Here is a 19,410-nt window from a genome sequence, read left to right as displayed (position 1 = left end):
AATATTGATAAGTATATGTTTTGTATTAAATTTAATTTAAATATAATAAAAGATTTTTATATAAATTAACTCCCCCTAGATGATATTGTTTGTCTATGGGGAGTTTTAATTTCTATTAAGAAAGGTGGAAAGTTTTATGGATTTAACAAAAGTTACAGAAAGGGTTTATTATCTTATTAATGACAGAGAAACTGACAGACCAGTGCTTGGGTATATTAAAGGAGATAAATATTCTTTAATGGTGGATGCAGGAAACTCAAAAAATCATGTTGAAAAATTTAATAATTTTATAGAAAAATTGAGTTTAAGGTTACCTGATTATGTTGCAATTACTCATTGGCATTGGGATCATACTTATGGAATGCATGCAGTTGCAGGAAAAACAATAGCATGTGAAATAACTAATGAACAATTAAAGGTTATGTCTAAGTGGCAATGGACAGATGAAGAAATGAAAAAGCGTCTTTTAACGGGAGAAGATATTGTATTTGCAGATACTAATATTCGTAAAGAATATAAAGCGCTTCAAGATATAAAAGTTATACCTGCAGATATAGTATTTAAAAATGATTTAGAAATAGACTTGGGAGGATTAACAGTTATTTTAAAGAATGTTATTTCACCTCATTCTGAGGATTCAGTAATAGTTTATGTACCTGAGGAAAAAGTAGTATTTATAGGAGATGCTTATGGTATGGACTATTATAATAATTGTGAATATGATCCAGTTAAGTTAGAGAGTCTTATAAATATGTTAAAGAATTTAGAGTTTAATATTTGTTTTTCAGGACACTCATCACCTATAAATAAAACTGAGATTATTGAGTATTTAAAATCACAACATAAGAAAAAGTAAGCAATTTTGGTTGAAGGTGAAGTAGTGGATTTTAAAGGCTGCGTTTCGCCTCCACCAATGAAACCCTCGATGTTTCCGTCGAGGGTTTTTCCTGTTTATAAAAAAATGTTTAGAATTATAAAGGCTGAACCGTACCATAAGTAACGGAGACTTTTTTGAATATTAGATTTAATTCTTATATATTTTAAAATATTACATAAATATATTCCTACTTAAGAGGGTAGATTAACCATATATAATTAAATTTTTATATGTTAATACAAAAGTTAATTTGATTAGTCAAACAGAGGTGTGCTATGATATCGAAAAAGAAGTTAGCAGAAAATAGATTAACAGAAGCTTATAATAATGCCAAAATTGAATACTTTGATAACAATTCTAAATATATATTTTTCAGTGACTGTCATAGGGGAGATAGTACACCTTCTGATGAATTTGCAAAAAATCAAAATATCTTTTTGTTTGCATTAGAATACTATTTTGATAATGGATTTACTTATGTTGAGGTTGGAGATGGAGATGAACTTTGGGAATACTCTAATTTTAAACATATAAGATTAGCACATGATGAAATATATACTCTATTAAAAAAGTTCTTTGATTCCAATAGATTGATTATGTTATACGGTAATCACAATATATGCTTAAAATATAAACATTTTGTAGAAAAGAATTATTATAAATTCTATGACGATTATAATGAGGAGGAAATAGAATTATTTCCTGACATTACGCTACATGAGGCAGTAGTGTTTAAACATAAAAATACAGGACAGGAAATACTAACTCTTCATGGTCATCAAGGAGACATAATGAATGACAAGTTATGGCGTTTTAATAGGCTTACAGTAAGATATTTTTGGAGATTTCTTCACTCAATAGGGTTTATAAATCCTGCAAGCCCTGTAAAAAGTGCTGAAAAGATTCATAAAATTGAACGCATTTATAGTAATTGGATTGAAATGAACAAAATTATGATCATCTGTGGGCATACTCATAGACCGCATTTTCCCAAAGCCAAAGAATTACCTTACTTTAATGACGGTTCATGCGTCCGAGCAAGTGGAATTCAAGGTATTGAAATAGTAGATGGAAAAATAATGTTGATTGAATGGAGGATCAGAACTAATTTAGAGGGTGATCTTCATATAAAAAGAAAAATATTAAGAGGGCCAGAACCAATCGAAACATTTGATTTAAGAAATAATAAAAGAAATGAAGCAAGTGATGATTAAAAAGACTTTAATAAATTTAGGTTTAAGAATAGTGTTGATATTATGGTAATATTAAAAGGAACCAATTAGAGGTTCCTTTAGTTCGTCCTATAAGAAATTGTAAAATTACTCCAGATAACGCTTATACTTCATTGTTGCCTTTATCTGTTTTAATATTTCTATATTCTAAAATGGTAAGTGCAATCATTAAAATATCAATTAGTGTCAAAGCTAAAAGCATAATGGAATGAGTTTGGCTAAAACGGTATGTTTGTAAAATAATAAAAATCGTGAACATTACACAAGACAGAGGATAAGCCCATAACTTTTTTTTCCACAAAAGAATTAAAATTAAAACTTTAACTATCCCATGGGATAATAAATAATACGATGTAAAATGTTGCATACTGATTGAGAATACATGACTAAAAGAAACAAGATAATTCATTACAAAGTCATTCGGGTCTTCAAGCAACTCATTCTTTGATATCAATGTTATGAGTTTACTCATTCTTTCAGGCGTTAGAAAAATCAATAAAATACCGCATAGCACTTCCCCTATATCGTACAAGCCCTTTAAAATCAAACCAATATGGAAACCTACATGTATATTTCTTCTATTTATTATATTATTCAAAGTCTATTACCTCCATTAAACGTTCAAAATATAAATAATCTTTATAAGGATAGAATATTTAAAACCACCGTAGCCATCTTACTTACGGTTCATAGATTATTATTTCAATATTGTACTATAATTATTAAAAAATGCACAGGGGTTGTTAACAAGAAGTGTCAATGATAAAGTATAAATTAAGGTTAATGCAGATTAAGATATATTGTAATAGTTAATGCTATATCAGTTAAAGAACGGGTATAGCTTTTTTGATGGTCATCACTTTGTTTTTATGTTTATTTAACTATAAAAACAAAATTAAAACCATAAAATTAACATGAATCAAACATTGATTAACATTGATTTAATTATCGCTTAACATATAATTCTTATAATGTAATTGTAGGTTGAATAACAAGGAGGTTAATAATGAGCATTTATACTGATCATCATGTGCATACAGAATTCTCAGGAGACTGTAATACACCAATGGAGGATATTATAAACAGAGCTATTGGATTGGGATTAAAAGAAGTAATATTTACAGATCATGTAGACTTTGATTATCCAAGCAATGAAATATTCTTTGAAATAGATTATGAAGAATACATGGAGAAGATTAAGAAGCTTAGAGAACAATATAAAGAAATTGATATTATACTAGGGGTTGAACTAGGCTATCAACCTAATTTAAACGATAGATATAATGAATTATTAAAAGCTTATCCATTTGACTTTGTAATATGTTCCATACATGCTTTAGAAGGGGTAGAACTAGATAAAGGTGATTTGTTTAAAACAAGAACTCAGTATGAAGGGTATAGGACATACTTGGAAAGTATGAAGTATACTATAGAGAATTTTGATAATTGCGATGTATATGGACATTTAGATTTTATAGTAAGATACGGTAACTTTGATAACAAGGTATTAAGGTACCAAGACTATAAAGATATTATAGATGAAATTTTACTTCTAATTTTAAGTAAAGGAAAAGGCATTGAACTTAATACTTCAGGATTAAGATATAATCTTAATTCTATGCATCCTAACAGGGAAATACTTGAAAGATATTTTGAACTAGGGGGCAGGATTATCACCATAGGTTCAGATGCCCATACTTCAAAGGATTTATGTTCAGGTTTTGATAAAGCTATAAAGGAACTTAAAGAAATTGGATTTAAAGAAATTACAACATTTAAAAACAGAAAACCAAAATTTATTAACATATAAATTAAGGAGGATTTTTTATGAAATTTAAAAAGGTACTAGTGGTTGCAATTGCGTCAGTAGTTTTAACTACTTCAGTAGTAGGGTGTGGTAAGAAAGCAGAAGAAGCAGGCAAAAATGAAGTAAAACAAAATATCAGCGTTGAAGAATTAACTAATTTTGCAAAAAAAGAAGGCCAAGTTGTAAGTGTAGGTATGCCAGACAGTTGGGCAAACTGGAAGGGTACATGGAATGATATAAAAACAAAGTATTCAGTTAATCATATAGGAGACACAGATTTGTCCAGTGCCGAGATAATTGCAAAATATGAAGCTGAAAAGAAAAATGCTACAGCAGACATAGGTGATATAGGTGCAGCCTTTGCTCCAATAGCAGTGGAGAAGGGGATAACATTACCATACAAAACTTCACACTGGAATAGCGTGCCTGATTGGGCTAAGGATAAAGATGGTAACTGGATGATAGCCTATACAGGAACGATGGCTATTTTAACAAATAAAGCTACAGTTAAAAATCCTCCTAAATCCTTCAAAGATATATTAAATGGAGATTATAAAGTAACTATTGATGATGTTGCTGCTGGTAATCAATCACAGATGTCTGTTTTAGCTGCTGCAAAAGCTTTTGGAGGAGACGAAAATAACATAAAACCAGGACTTGATTTCTTTGCAAAACTTGCTAAACAGGGAAGATTGGTTGTTAACAAAAATGACTTAGCAAGTGTTGAAAAAGGAGAAGTACAAGTTACTCTAGTATGGGACTTTAATGGATTAGGTTATAGAGATAAGATTGATCCCAATAGATTTAATGTGTGTATTCCAGCAGAAGGAAGTATTAGTACAGGATACACAACTATTATAAATAAATATGCTCCACACCCTTACTCTGCAATGTTAACTCGTGAATATATTTTTAGTGATGAAGGGCAAATTAACTTAGCAAGGGGATTTGCAAAGCCTGTTAGAGAAGATGTTAAGCTTCCAGAGGATGTTAAAGCAAAATTATTGCCAGCAGAAGCATACAAAAATGTTAAACCAGTGAATTATGCTGCATGGACAAAGACAAAAGCTGACCTTCCACAATTATGGCAAGAGCAAGTTTTAGTAAATATTAAATAATTAAGTTATTAGACAATAGGAGAGGTAATCCCTTGTTGTCTAACCTTCTGAAATATAATTAACTCTATTAGAGAGAGGTAGAGAAATGCATAAAAATAAGAAAACATTATTATTTATAGCACAATCACTATTACCTTTTGTAATAATAATTGCATTATTCTTGTTGCTACCAAGTATTATGATGATTGTAGATAGTTTTAAAAGTGGCAGCGGTAATTTTACTTTTGAAAACTATAAAATAGCACTTACAAATACTTTTTATTTAAAAGGAATAATCAATAGTATTCAAATATCCTTAATTTCTAGCTTGATTGGTCTTGTTATTGCTCTAGTATGTGCTTATTCTATTTCAAAATTTAATGTAAAGGGACAAAATCTAATTATAACGATTTTAAATATGACTTCAAATTATTCCGGCGTTCCTTTAGCATTTGGATATATTATTCTTCTTGGAAATTCAGGGATGTTTGTTCTGTTATTTAAGCATTTTGGAATAAATTCATTAAGTAGTTTTAACTTATATTCATGGATAGGACTTGTTATAACTTATGTGTATTTTCAAATACCTTTAGCGATAATGCTGTTATATCCATCATTTTTAGGTATAAAAAAAGAATGGAGACAATCAGCAATGCTGCTTGGAGCAACATCATCTCAATTTTGGGCTAAAATTGGTATGCCAGTTTTACTTCCAAGTATAGTTGGAACTTTAAGTATTCTATTTGCCAATGCTATGGGCGCTTACTCAACTGCTTATGCATTAGTAGGAAGAAATTATAATTTATTAACTATAAGAATTGGTTCCTTGGTAGTTGGAGATATTATGCCTAAACCTGAGCTGGCTGGTGCATTGGCAGTAATACTTGGAATAACCTCCATAACAATGATGATGATAAATGAAAAAATGAGTAAATATTTTAGGAGATGATAGCATTATGAACAAAAGAATGTGGCTGCACAAAACAGTAGTAGGTTTGCTTATGTTATATTTAGTATTTCCTATAGCAGCGACCTTTGTATATTCTATTGCAACTGAATGGTATAGAACAGTATTACCACCAGCTTATTCTTTAAAATGGTACAAAGGTTTGTTTAGTGATACGAGATTTTGGGAGGCTATGGGACGTTCATTATTTGTTTCAATAGTTCCGATAATAATAAGCCTAGTGGCTGTATTATTAGTTCTTTTTGTAGTAACTGTATACTTGCCAAAGTATGAGAGACTATTACAGTCCATAGTATTATTGCCTTATGTACTTCCAGGGGTAGTACTGGCAATTGCTTTAATAAAACTATTTTCAAATACTCTCGGTAATTCCATATGGCTGCTTATATTTGCTTATTCCGTATTTATACTTCCATTTATGTATCAAGGAATTAGAAATAGCTTAAGAAATATAAATGTTAAACAGTTAGTTGAAGCATGCGAGCTTTTAGGAGCAACAAAGATACAGGCATTTACTAAAGTAGTTATTGCAAATATTATACCAGGAATAAAGGTTTCAGTGCTGCTGTCCTTTTCCACATTGTTTGGTGAATTTGCATTAGTTAACCTTCTTATTGGGGGACGTTATGAGACTATACAAATAATGTTATATAAAATGCTTAGAGAATCTGGTCATATTTCCAGTGCCTTAGTAACAACGTATTTTGCTATTGTCCTAGTAATTTCATATATTGGACTAAATTTAAGCAAAAGCATAGAAGTGGGAAAATCACAATAGTAGAGGTGGAATAAAGTGAGCTATTTAATTATAAAGGATGTAGAAAAAAACTTTGGAGATCTAAAGGTATTAAAGAAAGCTTCATTAAGTATTGAAAAAGGAAGATTAGTTACCTTGCTTGGGCCAAGTGGAAGTGGTAAAAGTACACTGCTTAAAAGTATTGCTGGACTTGAGAATATAGATTGTGGATCCATTATAGTTGATGGAGAGGATATAACAAATAAGGAACCAAGAAAAAGAGATGTAGGAATGGTATTTCAGCAATATGTTCTTTTCCCTAATATGAATGTTTATGACAACGTAGCCTTTGGCTTAAAGCTAAGAAAAATGAATAAAAATGAAATAGACAAAAAAGTTAAAGAGGTATTAAATTTAGTTGAATTACAAGAGAAAATCAATTCATATCCTCATGAGCTTTCAGGGGGGCAGCAGCAGCGTGTTGCTTTAGCACGTTCTATAATACTACAGCCTAAAATATTACTTTTTGATGAACCCTTTAGTGCATTAGATAGAAAGATAAGAAGAAATCTTCAGGTTCAGATTAAAAAAATTCAAAGAGAATTAGATATAACTAGTGTATTTGTAACTCATGACCAGGAAGAAGCAATGATTATTTCTGATGAAGTGTATGTAATGAATAATGGAGTTATTGAACAAAGCGGCGAGCCTAAAGAGATATATAATAACCCTAAAACTTCCTTTGTAGCAAGATTCATAGGAAATTATAATGTCCTTGGCAGGGATGTCTTTGAAGAACATTTTAAGAAGGCTATCGATACAAAAGAGGTTGCCATAAGACCTGAAGTAATACAAATAACAAAAGAAGAACTCGCAAATGAAGTTGAATACAATCTAAAGTCTTGTGAAGTAACAGATGTTTCAATAATAGGAAATATAATAAGATACGAAGTTAGAAAAGATGACCTTACTATGAATATAGATGCTATAAACAGAGATGTTGAAGCTATGGAAGATATAAAATTAGGGGATAAAGTAAATATATATGTGCCTAAGAAGCAATGTATATTTCTTACAGCATAGGTAAAGGAGAAATGGTATGAAAATAGGATTGGAAACGGAGAGCTATCATTTACTTTTTCAAAATGGATTAATGGATATATTCGGATTTATAAGAAAGACTGCAGAGCTAGGACTTGATGGTGTAATGATTAATGTTATAGCTTTTCCAGGAGATAGATATCTTCACCCAGAATGGGGTGCTCTTGGAGGCGCTGAGGATGAGCATTTAGATAAAGTAAGAAAAGAAATAGAAAAGTATGGCTTGTATGCAGAAATTGATACAAGAGGCACTGAACCAGCTCATTTAACAAAGGTTATTGAAGTTGCTCACAAAATAGGTGCAGATATTATTCGAACTTACTGCTGCTTTGGAAAATATGAAGCAGAGAAACTTAAAAGAGCTCCAGAAGATATAAAGAAAATAGTACCCCTTCTAAAAAAATACAGAATAAAGCTTGCTGTTGAAAACCATGAGGAAGAAATAGCAGATGAAATAATTAAGATTATTAAGGAAGTTAATAGCCCTTGGGTTGGAGCACACTGCGATATTGGAAACTCTATGATGGCTTGGGAAGAACCTATTGAAGCTATTAAAAAATTAGCCCCATATGCCTTTACAACACACTTTAAAGATCATATTATTATAGAAGATGACGGTGAATATAAGGTCTGTGGAGTTCCTGTAGGAAAAGGAAATATAGACTTAGAGGAAGCTTTTAAAATATTGGTTAATGATTCAACATTAACAAGAATAAATATTGAGATGTGCTTTCCTTATGTTTCATGTTTTAAAAGGGAAAAGGGTACTGGTGGAGTACATGAGGTAGGAAAAGGTGCATTTAGAGTAGAGGAACCGCCTTTTGACATTTATGAGGTTAAGCCGTCAGATTATTATTATCCTCCAGAAAAGCCTAAAGAAAAGATGATTAAAGCACAAAAAAATGGTGTTGAGGAATCAGTTAGATATGTGCTTGGGCTTAGAGATAAGTATTGTAGATAAATGATTGTGAAATATTAAATTTTAAATATTGGATAAAGGTGATTAACTTGACAGTTTTTTTTGATGAAAGAAAAAATCTTATATTACACGAATTAGAAAATTATGGTAAAGTATCGGTTAAGCAGCTTGCAAAAAAATTTGGTGTTACCACAGAAACAATTAGAAGGGACTTAGATGCTTTAGAGGTTGAATATAAATTAAAGAGAATACATGGCGGAGCAATAAAAATTTCATTTGATAAACATGAACCTTCTCATAATCAAAAAAGAGATGTATACAGAGAAGAAAAACAAAGAATAGGTCAAAAAGCAGCTAGTCTAGTAAATGATAATGATGTAATAGCTATAGATGCTGGAACCACAACCTGCGAAATACTTTATTATATAAAAGACAAGAGAAATCTGACAATTTTACTTAATACAGTAGCGGGACTTAATATATTGATAGATTTAAAAAATAAAGGAGTTTTTGATGGGAAAATAATTTTTCTAGGTGGAGAAATAAATTCCGACCAATTATCCTGCAGTGGGCCTATAAGTGAAAATCTTTTGAATAATTTTTATGTGGATAAGGCATTTATAGGAGTTGGGGGAGTAAGTTTACAAAATGGACTAACAAGCTATGAAATTAATGAAGCCAACCTGTCAAAAAAAATAATGGAAAATGCCAAGGAAGTTATAGTAGTTGCAGACCATTCTAAAATAGGAGTAAGAAATTTTTACAAGATAGCAGATATTGAAAATGTTAATGTAATAATCTCTGATGAAGAAGCCCCTAATGAGTGGATTAATAGCTTGAATGAATATGAAATTGATTGGATTAAAGCATAAAGAGAAGGGAATTGAATACTGGAAAAATCCAGTACGGTTTTAGAATTACAAAAGGTGAACCGTACTATAAGTAAGTGCGGTTTCTCTTTGGAAGCTTGATATAGCTGGTATTAGAGTGATTTTATAGATTAATATACCATGTCATAAGTTAAAATAATTATAATATGCTTTTTTATGTTGAAAACTTACAACAGATAGCTTATGAATTTGTGAAAAGTATAAGATAGAATTTTGATATGCTACTGAAATCTTGTTCAATACAAGAATAGAAAAAGAAACCGCTTTAAACTTTATAGTGATGGAATAAGAAGAAGTGTTAAGATTGACCAAATTAAACTTGATGATAATATTGAAGTAAAGTACATGTTATTAAAGTCAAAAATAGTTGAATTAAATGCCGGAGAATGATTAGGGTTATGTTAGTTCGCTTTCACAGTGAGGGTAGATTTTTTAATTTGAAAATCTATTTCCCTTGACCTCACTTGTGATTTTAGTAGCAATAGACTCTAATACAATGACTTCTTCAAGATACTGTAATAAGTTCTCTTGTGTTATTGTACATAGAGAATTTAAATCTTTTATTACCTTCCGTTATTTCTATAGCATTTTCTATATGTACTAATAACTTTTCTAAAAGATAATTCTCAGTTATATCATTATCCTTTTTTTCTAACTCAACATAATATCCTTCCGTTGCTATAGTAACTATTTCTGCATTATTTACTAAATAGTTAAAAACAGACATGTCCACGGCATTGATAGCTTTTTTAGTATGAAAACAATCTAAATCAATATCTAAAATAAATTTCTTGTTTATTCTATTCGAGATAAAAAAACCAGGTATAAAATTATTTATCTGATTTAATTTAAATAATAGTTCAGCTCCTTCTATTACCTTATCATATACATCAATTTGGCACTCATCGCCATGTGAACTTTTTTTACATTTGATAGTGCAGCAAGGATCTATATAGTATATTTTACTATTGGCATAATCCCTGCAAATACCTGCACTCAGTAGGCTAAATACTACTGCGTCTGATATCATCCCTGCTTGTAATGCAAAATCTATATGCTCATCATTGCAAAGCTTGTCTAATGATGATGTAATTGTACTTGATTCATTTATATCTGCATTTGCTATCAATTGATCTCTTACAGGTCTCCATTCTAGGCCAGCAACCTTACAAGAATGCCTGTAAAATGCACTACGGGTATCCATATGGTGGTCAAAAGTTAATAATACTGGTGCAGTTTCATTATTAGAAGCATATTCTGACCATGGAATTATAACTTCGTGATGATTTTCTACAATATAAATTTTCTTTCCTCTTACTACTTTTTCAGTTACTTTATCTGTTTTCAACAATAATCACTCCTTTAAAAACACTCTACAAGTTTCGACATTATATAACATATCACATCTTTAATAAAAGTAAAAGTGTCGTTTGGGAGATGATTATGTTGTAAAAAAGTTCTTATCATCACAGTTGGTTTTAATTAGCTCTCAATCTTAATATATTACTAATTAGAAGTGTTACAAAACCAGCTTTAATGAAAAACCTCACTTAGAAGCGATACGGAGAACCGTATCATAAGCAACGGAGGTTTATAGATTTTATGAATCAAATTTCTCTTTACATGATAAAATACTACTTAAAAATACAGTTAAACAAATTACACTTGTTATGGAAATGACTATAGCTACTACTTTAGCTGATGTAGTCACTGGTGCTATATCGCCATATCCAATAGTAACAAAAGTAATCATTGTGTAATAAAATAAATCAAAATTTCCTGTAGCATTTAAATATGCTGCACCATCTGCAGCGGCATTTACAAAACAAACAGCTAAATACAAATTCATCACAAGCATTACTAACACTAAAATAGCTGCTATTAGTACTCTTGCAAAATTAGTTTTTTCTTCCTTCTCTGATTTAATGTTGTTTGGTTTTCTCATAAGAGTTAGTAACACCTTTATATTTAAATAGTAGCAAATTATAACTCCTATAATTCCTATAATTGCATTTTGCTTAAACTGATCTGGAAAAATTATAAGTACAGCTAAAAATGTACTTGTAATAAAATAGCTTGATATAAAATCTAGCTTTAAGTTTTTATCTTCAACTTTATAAATAAATTTATGAATTTTAGAGCTAACAAATAATATATAGCCTATTGAATAATGAACAATTATAAAAGATATTATTATAGCTATTATTTTTAGTAACCATTCTAAACCAAAGGCTAAATGTGTATCTAAATATCTCATAACTGTCGTAAATATAGTTATAAATGCAAATACTTCACCACATATAACCATTCCACCTTGTGTTATTTTATAAAGCAAGGTGCTCCCTTTAAAAAGTTCTTTATAAGTTTTATTAATTTCTACTACAAGTGTTCCTAAAACAGATTTAATTTTTCTATTATTCCTTACGCTTCTTATAATTAAGGTAGCAAGAACAATAGTTGTTGTTAAAATAATTATGAAACTTCCCATTAGCACCTCATATAATATCAATAAATTTATAAATAATTATATCAAAAATCTGAAATAAAAAATAGTTATCTTACATAACTGGCTTGTGGGACTGGTTTTGGGGCTTGCATTAAGGTATTTATCTCGTTGTCTGCAGTCCGCTGAGGCCTCAATGTCACTGATATCCTAATTATAGATGAAACTGCCTATAGTCTTGGTAAACACTTTGGTAGTGTATTGCTCAGGCCTGCCGGATTTGATACGCTGCGAATTCGGGGCTATTCAACAATAAACATATAATATGAATAAATAAAAATCTATAGGTAAACGATAAAAAATATGTTATCCTATATATGGAAATTAAAGCGGATGCTTTTTATGAAACGATGTTCAACAATTTTCTTAACGATGGCGAATCTTTCTATATTGAAAAATGGAAAGGCAAAAGCTATTAGATTTTCAAATTTAGAGGCAATATGCAAAGCTTTGGACTGCCAACCAGGTGATATTTTAGAATATAGAAATGACACATAAATTTGGAAGTTCTATACTGCAAGTAGATTAGTTAAATGCTTTGTAAAGTTATTTGAGGAGGTAATATATGAAGATTAAATTAATACAACCTGCAATGCTGCCAAGACCTATGGATACAAAGTTAAAAACAAGAATGTCTCCTTCATTAGCATTACTCACAATAGCAAATCTTACGCCGAAAGAGCATGAAGTTATCACTCTGAATGAAAATGTTGAAAAGATAGATTTTGATGAACCTGTAGATATGGTAGCAATAACTGTCACTGTAGATGTTATGAATAGAGCGGTGGAAATATCAAAGGAGTTTAAAAATCGCAACGTTACAGTAATTGCAGGAGGTATACATATTACAGCAGATCCAGAGGGAGCTCTTAATAGTTTTGACGCAATATGTGTGGGAATGGCTGAGAGAGTTTGGGCAAAAATCCTTAAGGATAAAGAAAATAATTCACTGAAGAAGATATATTATGATATGGAAAATATTGTTGGGGAAGAAATAGTATCACCTAACTATTACATTATTGATAATAAAAAGTATTTATATACTAATATAATTAGTACAAGCAGAGGATGTCCTTTTAAATGTGATTTTTGCTATAATAGCTGCAAAGATACACTTAAAACTTATATTAATAGACCTATAGAGGATGTAATTAAAGATATAAATGCATTAAAAACAAGACATATAATGTTTATTGATGATAATTTTATTGGAAATCCTAAGTGGACAAAAAAATTATTAAAGGAAATAAAACCTCTTAAACTAAAGTGGAATGCAGCGGTTACTTCTAATATAGTGGACATGCCTGAATTATTAGATGAAATGAAGGAGTCTGGTTGTCAAAGTTTATTTATAGGTTTTGAAAGTATAAATAGTAAGTCAATAGATAGTGTCCATAAGGTGCAAAATAGTGTAAAGAGGTATGAAAAACTTGTAGATGAAATTCATAAAAGGGGAATAATGATAAATGCAAGTTTTGTTTTCGGATTAGATGAAGATGATGTCTCTGTGTTTAAGAATACATTAGAATGGATAGTTAAAAATAAGATAGAAACGGTAACCTCACATATCCTTACCCCATATCCTGGTACAAAGTTATACTCATCATTAATAGAGGAAAATAGAATTGTGGATTTTAATTTGTCAAATTATAATACTGCGCATGTCGTATATAAACCCAAGAATATGACAGCAGAAGAATTATATAATGGCTACCTATGGATATATAAAGAAGTGTACACCTTTAAAAATATAATGAAAAGGCTACCAAAATCTAAAAAGCAGTGGATTCCATTTCTGGCATTTAACTTCTTTTATAGGAAGTTTGGAAAGCTTACTGAACTATTGTGTAGTATAGTTTCTTTTAAAAATATAGGAAGATTTTTTAGATGGTCAGCTTATTTTATAAAGTAGGTTTAGTAAAAATAACATTGACATTTAGATTAAAATTATAATATATTATTATAGAAGATAGATTTCAAAGAAGAGAGGTATTTTTGTGAGTGTCTAGTATCTAAAATAGTTAACTTAATATTAATTCCAAAAAATGGGGCTTCATTATGCCTTTGTTTGTTACGGAATTAATTTGTACTATTGAAGATACAAGTCCACGAATTTACTTTAAAGAGGTAATTAAAGTTACCTTTATTAATTGTTGAATTTTAAGCTGTGGAGGTGTCCATGGCTTTTTTTATTATACAAAATCTAGAAATCTATCGAGATTTCGTTGACTTGTAGTGTAATAAAAGAAAGCAAGGAAGGGTTATTGATATGAATAATGAAACATTAGAAAAATTACATTACTATGAGTTAAAAGAAATAATAAAAGGATATTGCGTTAGCGGATTAGGAAAAATGTTAATTGATAGATTAGAGCCAAGCAGCAGCATGAAAATTGTAAATCAAAGACTAAATGAAACATCAGAGGGAAGAGCATTAATAGATGCTTCTTATCATATGCCATTAAAGGGGATTTTTAATGTACTGCCTCTTATTGATAAGATTGAAAAGGGAGCATCCTTAGAGGCAGCTGATTTGACTATGATGTCAAACTTCTTAAGCGGGTGCAGAAAAGTTAAATTATTCATAAAGGATAAAGAGGGGTATGCACCTACCTTGAGTGCCTATGGAGAAAATATTTCTGATTTAAGTTACATTGAAGATGAAATAAACATTTCAATTAGAGGAAGCATAGTTGACTCAAATGCCAGTAAAGAATTAAAGAAAATAAGAAGATATATTGATATATGTGAAGGCAAGATAAAGGAGAAATTAGACAAATTTCTTAGAAGCAGTGAAAATAAGGAATATATTCAAGAATTCTTTATCAGTCAGCGTAATGGGAAATATACTATTCCTATTAAAGCAGCATATAAAAATCAAGTTCAAGGAACAGTTATTGAAGCGTCTTCAAAGGGAAGTACTGTTTTTATAGAGCCAATTACTATATCAAAGTATACAAGTGAATTAAGTGTATTAAAGGCAGAAGAAGCCGTTGAAGAATATAGAATATTAGCTACTTTAACAGATATGCTTTTCCAGAGAATAAAAGATTTAAAGATGAATATTGAGGTTATATCCGAGTACGATATGATTTTAGCAAAAGCTAAATACAGCAAAGAAATAGATGGAATTAAGCCTAAGCTAAATAATCATGGATATATTAAGATAATCAAAGGAAAATATCCTTTAATTAAGAACAGTGTACCTTTGGATTTTGAAATTGGTAAAAGCTACAGGGGGCTAATAATAACAGGACCAAATGCAGGGGGTAAAACTGTAGTGTTAAAGACAATTGGACTCCTCACATTAGCAGTTCAGTCTGGATTTCATATTGAAGTAGCAGAAGGTACAGAACTTTCAATATTTAACAATGTATTTGTTGATATAGGTGATAATCAAAGCGTTGAAAATGCTTTAAGTACATTTTCATCGCATGTAAAGAATTTAGCTGAAATAATAAGAAAAAGCACAAATTCAACATTATTATTGTTTGATGAAATTGGCAGTGGAACAGAGCCTAATGAAGGATCAGCTTTAGCCATTGCAATACTAGAAGAATTGTATCATAAGGGATGCATAACTATAGCAACCACTCACTATGGAGAAATAAAGAACTTTTCAAAGGAACACCCTGATTTTGAAAATGCAGCTATGGAATTTGAAAAGGAAACTCTTGAACCGCTATATAAACTTAGTATAGGAAAAGTAGGAGATAGTAATGCACTATATATTTCTAAAAAGATGGGATTATATGACTCAATTATAAGTAGAGCAAGGGAATATATGAATACTAAAAACTATAACTATAATCTGATAAAGGATAGCAAGAGTATTAAAAGTAAAGAGGAAGAGGAAGCTGAGAATTTATATGAATACTCCGTAGGAGATAAGGTTACTCTTTTAGAAAATAATGAATCAGCCATTGTATACAAGGAAAGAGACAGATTAAATAATGTGACTGTACTATATAACAATGAATTTATTGAGGTTAATTATAAGAGAATAAAACTAGAATTAAAGGCAAGTGATCTTTATCCAGAGGGTTATGATTTAAATCAGCTATTTGTAAGTTTTAAGGAAAGAAAGCTAGAAAGAGATATTAAGAGAGGATCTAAAAAAGCATTAAAGAAAATAAGAAAAGAAAGCTTGAAATGAAGATACAAAATATAAATTAAAGTGAAGCATAAGTTAAAGAATTTTAATAGACTTTAGTATAAAAGCTTTAAAGGGAACTGAAACACAGTTCTCTTTAAAGTTTTTTTATTATCAATTTCTTAATATAGTAACTGATGCGGTAGATACTCAGCTTCTTATTGATATGTTATGCCATTAGGGATAAAATGGTAAATATCAATAAAATCATTATATAAGGCTCATTAAATAAGAAGGAGTGTTAATATGAAGATTAGGAAAGCAGAACTTGAGGATCTAAATATAATAATAGACATCTTTAAAAATGCAATCAGTGAAATGAATGATAATAATATATCTCAATGGGATGAAATATACCCAACCAGTGAAATTCTCAAAGAAGATATATTAAAAAAAGAAATGTATGTTGGAATTAAGGGGGATACAATTGTTTCTGTTCTAGTAGTTAATAATGAATTTGATGAGCAGTATAAAAATGGGGATTGGAAATATGCAGATGAAAGCTTTGTAGTAGTTCATAGATTATGTGTTAACCCAATTTATCAAAATCAAAAAATAGGACAGGCTACAATGAGTATGCTTGAAGAGATATTGAAGAAGGAAGGAATAGAGTCCATCAGATTAGATGCATTTTCGCTAAATCCATATGCCTTAAAAATGTATAAAGCACTTGGATACCAAAAGGTTGGGGAAACAAATTGGAGAAAGGGCTTATTTTATTTGCTTGAGAAGAAACTATAATATGATATAAAATCATTGTCTGGATTTCTCATAAATAAATTTATCAGAAAACATGCATAAAAAAGCAAATAAAAGCAAATAATCATTAACAAAATGGCAAATAAGTGGTATGATTATAATATGTCGGGAAAGCTATAGTTAAAACATAAGTGAAGGGGGCTTTAATAAAATGTTTGCAGAAGAACGCCGAGAATTAATACTCTCCAAGGTAAAGACGCTGGAAAGAGTATTTGCAAAAGATCTGGCGGAAGAGCTTCAAGTATCAATAGATACCATAAGAAGAGATCTTACAGTAATGGAGAAAAGCGGACTTTTAAAAAGAACTCATGGCGGCGCAGTACCATTATCTAAGGTTAGAAGACTCCCAATAGATGAAAAAATTAGATATGGCGAGGGAACAGAGCATCAAAATGCTGTTGCCAAACTAGCTGCAGCTTATATAGAACAGAGCGATACTGTATTTATAGGTGGAGCTAGCATTCACTATGTTTTATTAAAATACCTACCTTTGGATATAAACTATACAGTAATTACTAATTCACTTACAATTGCAGAAAAACTTAAGAGTTTAAGCAATGTTGAGACCTATATAGTATGTGGAAAGATAAAGAGTGAAGAAGGAATAGTTGATGCTTTAGCAACTGACTTTATTAAGAACCTACGAATTGATATAGCTTTTTTGACTGGCGGAGGAATTTCTGCTAAACATGGATTAAGCAGCTCTACACCGGAAGGAGCCATTTTTCAGAGGACGGTAGCAGGAGTATCACGCAGAAGAATATGCCTTGCAAATTTTGATAAAGTAGGCACCGAGTTTTTTTCAAAGACAGTGGATGTAAAAGATTTGGATATACTAATTACAGATTGGGAAGCACCAGAGGAAGAAATTGATGAAATCCAGAAGCTTGGAGTAAAGGTTTTAATAGCAAAAGAAATATAAGCATATAAACAATGAAAAGGAGATGTAAAAATGAAGGTAAATTTTTATACTTCTCAAAGGGAATACCTTGAGAAAAAAGGTGAGTTTGACAGAGCAATTCAATCAGTTATCGAAAAAGGAAACTTCATACTTGGCGAGCAGGTACAGCAGTTTGAAAAAGATATTCAAGAATACACTGGTGCAAAATATGCCATTGGAGTAGCTTCAGGTACCGATGCATTAATTATAGCATCAGACATACTTGGCTTTAAGGATGGAAAAGAAGTTATAACTTCTCCTTTTACCTTCCTAGCTTCCACATCATGTATAACAAAACACAAGGGAAAACCTGTTTTTGTAGATATTGATGAGGATACCTTTGGAATAGATGTAAATAAAATTGAAGAAAAAATAAACAAGAGCACAGCAGGAATACTGCCAATACATTTATTTGACCAGATGCCAGATATGGATAAAATAATGGAGATTGCAAAAAGACATGATTTAAGAGTACTAGAAGATGCCGCAGAAGCCTTTGGAATGAGATGGAAAGGAAACGGCAGCGAGTATAAGCACTCTGGAGCCATTGGAGACTTTGGAGTATACTCCTTCTTCCCTACAAAGACCCTTGGAGGCTACGGTGATGGGGGTATGATTGTAACTAACAATGAGGAATTGGCACAGCTTGTAAAATACTTCAGAGTACATGGTGCTTCAAAGAAATATCATTATGATTTTATAGGCTATAACTCAAGATTAGATACACTTCAGGCAGCTGTTTTATCAGTAAAATTAAAATATATAGACGAAGCTATAAAGAAAAGAAATGAAATAGCTAAGTTATATTTTGAAAGATTAAGCGATTGTGAAAATATTAAACTTCCTAAGGTTAAAGGTGATCAAAAGCAAGTTTATTATGTATTTAATATATTGGCAGAAAAAAGAGATGAACTAGCAGAGTATTTGAAGAAAAATGAAGTTGGCTACAGCATATACTATCCAATGCCTCTTCATATGCAGAAGTGTTTTGAATATCTAGGATATAAAAAGGGAGATTTTCCAGTAGCAGAAAGAGTATCTGAGCAGATTATTGCACTTCCAATTTATCCTGAAATCACTACTGAAGAAGTTGAATTTGTATGTGAAACAATTAAAAAATTCTATAAAAAATAGGTATAGATATTATAGATACCCCTTGAATCTAAGGGGTATCTTTTTTATTTTTTGGAAAAACATTTGAAATTTTTTAAGCAGAAAAATTTGCATAAGCTACAGTAAACTTTCAATTTTAAAGATTAAATGCGGTTTTAAAAGAAGAAAAAATAGTCAAATTTAAAAATATAAAAAGAATAAATAAGAAATAAAGTTAGTAATTAAGGGATAAAACATTAATTTGAATAAAATATAAATAGTGATAAAATATGGAATAAAATCATAGGATAAAATTGAGAGTGGAAAAACACCAGAA

17 protein-coding genes and 1 pseudogene are annotated in these 19,410 nt (G+C 30.4%); 15 read left to right on the top strand and 3 right to left on the bottom strand.

Features of this window, described 5'->3' with window-relative positions:
- Positions 1–136 precede the first annotated feature (136 nt).
- Together CRN98_RS01630 and CRN98_RS01625 are read left to right on the top strand one after the other, a co-directional pair.
- Positions 137–856: an MBL fold metallo-hydrolase gene (locus tag CRN98_RS01630; RefSeq protein ID WP_097025667.1), complete on the top strand. Its 720-nt coding sequence runs from the start codon at positions 137–139 to the stop codon at positions 854–856.
- A 296-nt stretch (positions 857–1,152) separates the two neighbouring features.
- Complete coding sequence (locus CRN98_RS01625; RefSeq protein WP_097025666.1) at positions 1,153–2,091, top strand: metallophosphoesterase; 939 nt, start codon at positions 1,153–1,155, stop codon at positions 2,089–2,091.
- A gap of 121 nt (positions 2,092–2,212) precedes the next feature.
- Here the strand turns inward: CRN98_RS01625 and CRN98_RS01620 are convergent, their stop codons facing one another.
- The gene (locus CRN98_RS01620; RefSeq protein WP_097025665.1) at positions 2,213–2,707 is read right to left on the bottom strand and encodes a DUF2127 domain-containing protein; all 495 of its coding nucleotides are present in this window, start codon (positions 2,705–2,707) and stop codon (positions 2,213–2,215) included.
- 408 nt (positions 2,708–3,115) lie between these two features.
- Here CRN98_RS01620 and CRN98_RS01615 point away from each other — a divergent pair, with 408 nt between their 5' ends.
- The 7 genes from CRN98_RS01615 to CRN98_RS01585 all read left to right on the top strand — a co-directional run bounded on the left by CRN98_RS01615 (position 3,116) and on the right by CRN98_RS01585 (position 9,608).
- Positions 3,116–3,919 (top strand): histidinol-phosphatase HisJ family protein, encoded by an 804-nt coding sequence (locus tag CRN98_RS01615; RefSeq protein WP_097025664.1) that lies wholly within the window; start codon positions 3,116–3,118, stop codon positions 3,917–3,919.
- Between the two features lie 17 nt (positions 3,920–3,936).
- Positions 3,937–5,034: an ABC transporter substrate-binding protein gene (locus CRN98_RS01610; RefSeq protein WP_097025663.1), complete on the top strand. Its 1,098-nt coding sequence runs from the start codon at positions 3,937–3,939 to the stop codon at positions 5,032–5,034.
- An 85-nt stretch (positions 5,035–5,119) separates the two neighbouring features.
- Positions 5,120–5,962, top strand: a complete 843-nt coding sequence (locus CRN98_RS01605; protein ID WP_097025662.1) for an ABC transporter permease — start codon at positions 5,120–5,122, stop codon at positions 5,960–5,962.
- Between the two features lie 7 nt (positions 5,963–5,969).
- Positions 5,970–6,758 (top strand): ABC transporter permease, encoded by a 789-nt coding sequence (locus CRN98_RS01600; protein ID WP_097025661.1) that lies wholly within the window; start codon positions 5,970–5,972, stop codon positions 6,756–6,758.
- 15 nt (positions 6,759–6,773) lie between these two features.
- A complete protein-coding gene (locus CRN98_RS01595) occupies positions 6,774–7,799 on the top strand; it encodes an ABC transporter ATP-binding protein (RefSeq protein WP_097025660.1) in 1,026 nt (341 codons plus the stop codon).
- 16 nt (positions 7,800–7,815) lie between these two features.
- The gene (locus tag CRN98_RS01590) at positions 7,816–8,778 is read left to right on the top strand and encodes a sugar phosphate isomerase/epimerase family protein (protein ID WP_097025659.1); all 963 of its coding nucleotides are present in this window, start codon (positions 7,816–7,818) and stop codon (positions 8,776–8,778) included.
- A gap of 47 nt (positions 8,779–8,825) precedes the next feature.
- Positions 8,826–9,608 (top strand): DeoR/GlpR family DNA-binding transcription regulator, encoded by a 783-nt coding sequence (locus tag CRN98_RS01585; RefSeq protein ID WP_143331267.1) that lies wholly within the window; start codon positions 8,826–8,828, stop codon positions 9,606–9,608.
- A gap of 523 nt (positions 9,609–10,131) precedes the next feature.
- Here the strand turns inward: CRN98_RS01585 and CRN98_RS01580 are convergent.
- Positions 10,132–10,974, bottom strand: a complete 843-nt coding sequence (locus CRN98_RS01580; protein WP_097025657.1) for a UPF0489 family protein — start codon at positions 10,972–10,974, stop codon at positions 10,132–10,134.
- Between the two features lie 252 nt (positions 10,975–11,226).
- Positions 11,227–12,114 (bottom strand): potassium channel family protein, encoded by an 888-nt coding sequence (locus tag CRN98_RS01575; RefSeq protein ID WP_097025656.1) that lies wholly within the window; start codon positions 12,112–12,114, stop codon positions 11,227–11,229.
- Positions 12,115–12,495: 381 nt separating this feature from the next.
- Here CRN98_RS01575 and CRN98_RS01570 point away from each other — a divergent pair.
- From CRN98_RS01570 to CRN98_RS01545, 6 genes and pseudogenes are all read left to right on the top strand, one after another.
- A pseudogene (locus tag CRN98_RS01570) lies at positions 12,496–12,627 on the top strand (helix-turn-helix domain-containing protein); the annotation flags it as partial.
- Between the two features lie 67 nt (positions 12,628–12,694).
- Positions 12,695–14,041, top strand: a complete 1,347-nt coding sequence (locus CRN98_RS01565; protein WP_097025655.1) for a B12-binding domain-containing radical SAM protein — start codon at positions 12,695–12,697, stop codon at positions 14,039–14,041.
- A 357-nt stretch (positions 14,042–14,398) separates the two neighbouring features.
- A complete protein-coding gene (locus CRN98_RS01560; protein ID WP_097025654.1) occupies positions 14,399–16,285 on the top strand; it encodes an endonuclease MutS2 in 1,887 nt (628 codons plus the stop codon).
- Positions 16,286–16,528: 243 nt separating this feature from the next.
- Positions 16,529–17,023, top strand: coding sequence for a GNAT family N-acetyltransferase (locus CRN98_RS01555; protein ID WP_097025653.1), 495 nt, complete (start codon positions 16,529–16,531; stop codon positions 17,021–17,023).
- A 169-nt stretch (positions 17,024–17,192) separates the two neighbouring features.
- Positions 17,193–17,963 carry a DeoR/GlpR family DNA-binding transcription regulator gene (locus CRN98_RS01550; RefSeq protein WP_097025652.1) on the top strand — a complete coding sequence of 257 codons (771 nt, stop codon included), beginning with the start codon at positions 17,193–17,195 and terminating at the stop codon, positions 17,961–17,963.
- Positions 17,964–17,993: 30 nt separating this feature from the next.
- Positions 17,994–19,115 (top strand): DegT/DnrJ/EryC1/StrS family aminotransferase, encoded by a 1,122-nt coding sequence (locus CRN98_RS01545; RefSeq protein WP_097025651.1) that lies wholly within the window; start codon positions 17,994–17,996, stop codon positions 19,113–19,115.
- Positions 19,116–19,410: the final 295 nt, after the last annotated feature.

Source organism: Clostridium peptidivorans (assembly GCF_900205925.1).
Lineage (GTDB): Bacteria > Bacillota > Clostridia > Clostridiales > Clostridiaceae > Clostridium_AK > Clostridium_AK peptidivorans.
Note: the sequence above shows the minus strand (reverse complement) of the source record. Positions and strands in the feature narration are given on the sequence as shown.

What these genes read in the sequence shown, in the direction of transcription:
- CRN98_RS01575 (WP_097025656.1), bottom strand. Translation starts at nt 12,114, where the DNA reads ATGGGAAGTTTCATAATTATTTTAACAACAACTATTGTTCTTGCTACC.
- CRN98_RS01565 (WP_097025655.1), top strand. Translation starts at nt 12,695, where the DNA reads ATGAAGATTAAATTAATACAACCTGCAATGCTGCCAAGACCTATGGAT.
- CRN98_RS01555 (WP_097025653.1), top strand. Translation starts at nt 16,529, where the DNA reads ATGAAGATTAGGAAAGCAGAACTTGAGGATCTAAATATAATAATAGAC.
- CRN98_RS01550 (WP_097025652.1), top strand. Translation starts at nt 17,193, where the DNA reads ATGTTTGCAGAAGAACGCCGAGAATTAATACTCTCCAAGGTAAAGACG.
- CRN98_RS01605 (WP_097025662.1), top strand. Translation starts at nt 5,120, where the DNA reads ATGCATAAAAATAAGAAAACATTATTATTTATAGCACAATCACTATTA.
- CRN98_RS01545 (WP_097025651.1), top strand. Translation starts at nt 17,994, where the DNA reads ATGAAGGTAAATTTTTATACTTCTCAAAGGGAATACCTTGAGAAAAAA.
- CRN98_RS01615 (WP_097025664.1), top strand. Translation starts at nt 3,116, where the DNA reads ATGAGCATTTATACTGATCATCATGTGCATACAGAATTCTCAGGAGAC.
- CRN98_RS01590 (WP_097025659.1), top strand. Translation starts at nt 7,816, where the DNA reads ATGAAAATAGGATTGGAAACGGAGAGCTATCATTTACTTTTTCAAAAT.
- CRN98_RS01610 (WP_097025663.1), top strand. Translation starts at nt 3,937, where the DNA reads ATGAAATTTAAAAAGGTACTAGTGGTTGCAATTGCGTCAGTAGTTTTA.
- CRN98_RS01600 (WP_097025661.1), top strand. Translation starts at nt 5,970, where the DNA reads ATGAACAAAAGAATGTGGCTGCACAAAACAGTAGTAGGTTTGCTTATG.
- CRN98_RS01630 (WP_097025667.1), top strand. Translation starts at nt 137, where the DNA reads ATGGATTTAACAAAAGTTACAGAAAGGGTTTATTATCTTATTAATGAC.
- CRN98_RS01560 (WP_097025654.1), top strand. Translation starts at nt 14,399, where the DNA reads ATGAATAATGAAACATTAGAAAAATTACATTACTATGAGTTAAAAGAA.
- CRN98_RS01625 (WP_097025666.1), top strand. Translation starts at nt 1,153, where the DNA reads ATGATATCGAAAAAGAAGTTAGCAGAAAATAGATTAACAGAAGCTTAT.